The 3,495-nt window shown below is 65.8% G+C and carries 3 protein-coding genes; all 3 read right to left on the bottom strand.

What is annotated here, in order from left to right; genetic code table 11:
- Positions 1 to 180 (bottom strand): hypothetical protein (locus VFL64_RS17550; RefSeq protein ID WP_489541670.1); only part of this gene is annotated, 180 nt, incomplete at its 3' end.
- The gene (locus tag VFL64_RS17545) at positions 177 to 1,256 is read right to left on the bottom strand and encodes an ABC transporter ATP-binding protein (protein ID WP_489541669.1); all 1,080 of its coding nucleotides are present in this window, start codon (positions 1,254 to 1,256) and stop codon (positions 177 to 179) included. The genes VFL64_RS17545 and VFL64_RS17550, both read right to left, overlap by 4 nt.
- Entirely contained in the window at positions 1,253 to 3,454 is a 2,202-nt protein-coding gene (locus VFL64_RS17540; RefSeq protein WP_489541671.1) for an ABC transporter permease, read from the bottom strand. Before VFL64_RS17540 ends, VFL64_RS17545 begins: the two co-directional genes overlap by 4 nt.
- Between the last annotated feature and the right edge of the window lie 41 nt (positions 3,455 to 3,495).

The raw sequence follows: 3,495 nt of genomic DNA, 5'->3' as shown, positions 1-3,495 counted from the left end.
GACTTGGGCCCTGATCAGCTGCTCGATCTCGCGGTCGGCCGCGCTCACCATGTCTTGCAGGCCCTTCGACTCGATCACCAACCGCTCTCGCTGCTGGAACATCTCCAGCGCCCTGCGCCCGACCCGCCGGGCCACTGCCTGCACCAACTCATGCCGCGCGCTCATCGACAAGGACGTCATGCCTGGCCCCCGACGATGGAGACACCGTGGCTCGCAAAGCGGATCGCCACGGACCCACCAACCGGCAGCGGCTTGCGCACCTCAGCCTGCCGCACGAACAGCTCGCCTAGGGGAGAGGCCAGCGAATACTGCATCTCGGTCCCCAGGAATGCCGCCGTCAAAACCTGGCCCACCAGCGCGTCGTTGGCCGCAGCAGGGCTCAGCAGCATGGCATCGGGGCGCACTGCGACCTTGACGCCGCCGCGATAGCCGCGCCGATTCGCCAGGCGCACCACGGAGCCACCGATATGACAATCCACCAGTCCGTCGACCGGCGTCCCACGCACCTCGCCGCTCACCAGGTTGGCATCGCAGATGAAGTCAGCGACAAACTCGTCGGCCGGCGTCTCGAACAGGTCGCGCGGGCTGCCGTGCTGCGCGATGCGCTGATGGTTCATCACGATGATCTGGTCGGACACGGCCAGCGCTTCTTCCTGATCGTGCGTCACGTACACCGCGGTCAGCTGCAGGCGCTGCTGGATCTCGCGGATCTCGTCGCGCACCCGGCGCCGCAGCTTGGTGTCCAGGTTGGACAGCGGCTCGTCCAGCAACAACACCTGCGGCTTGAGCACCAGCGCCCGTGCCACGGCCACGCGTTGTTGCTGCCCGCCGGAGAGCTCGCTCGGCAGTCGCGAGCCGAAGTCGACGAGCCCCACCAGCCGAAGCCCTTCGGCCGCCTGAGCCCGAGCCTCAGCCTTACGCATGCCGCTGACCTCGAGGCCATAGGCCACGTTCTCGATCACGCTCATGTGAGGGAAGAGCGCGTACGACTGAAACACCATGCTCACGTTGCGCTCGATGGCCGACTCTTGCGTCACATCGCGCCCCCCGATCAAGATCTGTCCGCGACTGACGCTCTCGAGCCCGGCGATCAGCCGCAGCGTACTGGTCTTGCCGCAGCCGCTCGGGCCGAGCAAGGTGACCAGCGTGCCCTTCGGAATGCTGAATGAGACATCGTCCACGGCGACCACCGGGCCGTACTGCTTGGTGACATGGTGGAACACCAGTGCACTCGAATCCTGCATCGCGGAGTTCATGACTGAGCTTTCTTCAAGACGAGAGGGGGAAGGGGCGCATTGGCAGGAACGGAGCCCTCGACACGGTTGTGGCGCCGCAGCTTGCGCTGACCGACTAGGCGCTGCGCCATCAGCACGCACAACAGCATGACGACGATCAGCACGCTGGCGTAGGCGATGGCGATGCCGTACTGGCCGTTCTCCACCAGCCCAACGATGTAGGCCGTGGCCATGTTGTACTTGGCGCTCACAAGGAAGACGACGGCGCTGATCGAGGTGATGCTGCGAACGAAGGCGTACACCAACGCTGCACTGAGCGCTGGACGCATCAGCGGCAGGATCACGCGACGCGCGGTGGTGAAACTGTTCGCACCGAGCATGGTCGAGGCTTCGTCCAGGCTGCGATCGAGCTGGCTCATCGCCGCGATGCCGCCGCGCAGGCCCACCGGCATGTTGCGGAAGACAAAGCACAACACGAGGATTGCGGCGGTACCGGTCAACTCGATCGGCGGCGTGTTGAATGCGAGCACGTAGCTGATGCCGATCACGGTGCCGGGAATGGCGAAGCTCAGCATGGTGGCGAACTCGAACGCCGAGCGGCCTGTGAAGTGCTGGCGGACCAGCAGCCACGCCGCCACCAGACCGAGCGCTGCAGTGATTGGCGCCGAGATGCCGGCGATCATGAGACTCGTGAACAGCGAATCCCAGGCCGTGCCGACCCAGCGCAACCCGCGTTCGCCTGCTTCGATTCCGAAAGCATCGGCGTAGTGGCGCAAGGTGAAGCTGTTGTCGCGGCCCCATTGGTTGACGAAGCCACCGGCCAGGATCATCCCGTAGAGCACGACGGTGAAGCTGGTCCACAGCACCACCACGCCGCTCAGCAGCCAGCTCAGGCGCGGGTCGAGCCCGGCGTGCTGGCCGTTGTCTGCCTTGCCGGTGACGGTGGTGTACGACTTCTTGCCGATCCAGAAGCGCTGGGCCACGAAGGCGCTCACCGCGAAGGCCAGCAGCACCACGCCCAGTCCGGCGGCGCGGCCCGCATCGTTCTGCGCACCCACGATCGAGAAGTAGATGTCGGTCGACAGCACGCTGTAGCTGCCACCCAGCACCATGGGATTGCCGAAGTCCGCCAGGCTCTCGATGAACGCCACCAGGAAGGCATTGGCGAGGCCCGGCCGCATCAACGGGAGCGACACCCGACGGAAGGTCTGCCAGCGCGAACCGCCCAGCGTCTGCGAGGCTTCCTCCACCGACGGGCTGACGCCTTCGACCACCCCGATCAGGACCATGAAGGCAATGGGCGTGAATGAAAGCAGCTGAGCGAACCACACGCCGTAGAAGCCGTAGAGGCCCCGTCCGGGTGCCATGCCGGTGAGTTCACTGAACCAGCCCGTGACGACGCCGTTGCGTCCGAGAAGAAGGATCAGCGCCATGCCGATCACGAAAGGCGGCGTGATGATCGGCAGCACGGTCAGCGCGCGCAGGCTGCGCTTGAAGCGGAACCCGGTTCGCGTAACCACCAGGGCAAAGGCCAGGCCGAGCAGGGTCGTGCCGGCCGCGGTGGCCAAGGCCAGAAAGAGCGTGTTCCAGGCCACACCGCAGCGTTGGCCAGCGCCCAGGCAACCGAGCGACCAGATGCGACCGTCCAGCACCCGCGCGACGCCCGCTTGCAGACTGAAGCCGGCCTCACTTTGAAAGGCCCCGGCCAGCACGCGCACCACGGGCAGCATCACGAACAGACCGATCAACGCCACCAGCGCAGCGATCACGCCACACACGAACACATCACCGCGGCATGCCCCGAGCAGTGCGGCACCAGTGCTCAACTGCATGAGTGCGCAAGCACTGAACAGCATCGCGCCCCAGCCGAGGCCCAGTGTCTCGGCGCCGCTCACGCTGCCCGGACTTCTGCTGATGAAGGCGAGCCACAGCAGACTCCCCAGGCCGAGCGCCACCGAGCTGATGCCCTGGGCGCGGCGCGACAACCTGAGCTGGCCCAGCGCGAGTGCGACGACGGGCATCAGCAGCAAAGGCCACAGCTCGCCTCGGCCGAAGCGGCAGACCTGCCACAACGCGGATGCCGAGGTGGCACTGCCCGGCCATCCGTCTGCCAGCCAGTTGCCCCCAAAAAAGCCAGCCTCCTGCTGGTACCACGGCAACAGCAAGAGGCTGCCCAAAGCCAGCAACAGCCAGCGACGCAATGACTTGTTCACCAACATGCCTTCAGTCGTTCGTTTCAGCGAGGCAACGAGAAGATCTC

It is taken from the genome of Rhizobacter sp., assembly GCF_035702065.1.
GTDB lineage: Bacteria > Pseudomonadota > Gammaproteobacteria > Burkholderiales > Burkholderiaceae_C > Rhizobacter.
Note: the sequence above shows the minus strand (reverse complement) of the source record. Positions and strands in the feature narration are given on the sequence as shown.

Coding starts and splice junctions, on each gene's coding strand:
- VFL64_RS17545 (WP_489541669.1), bottom strand. CDS start 1,256: ATGAACTCCGCGATGCAGGATTCGAGTGCACTGGTGTTCCACCATGTC.
- VFL64_RS17540 (WP_489541671.1), bottom strand. CDS start 3,454: ATGTTGGTGAACAAGTCATTGCGTCGCTGGCTGTTGCTGGCTTTGGGC.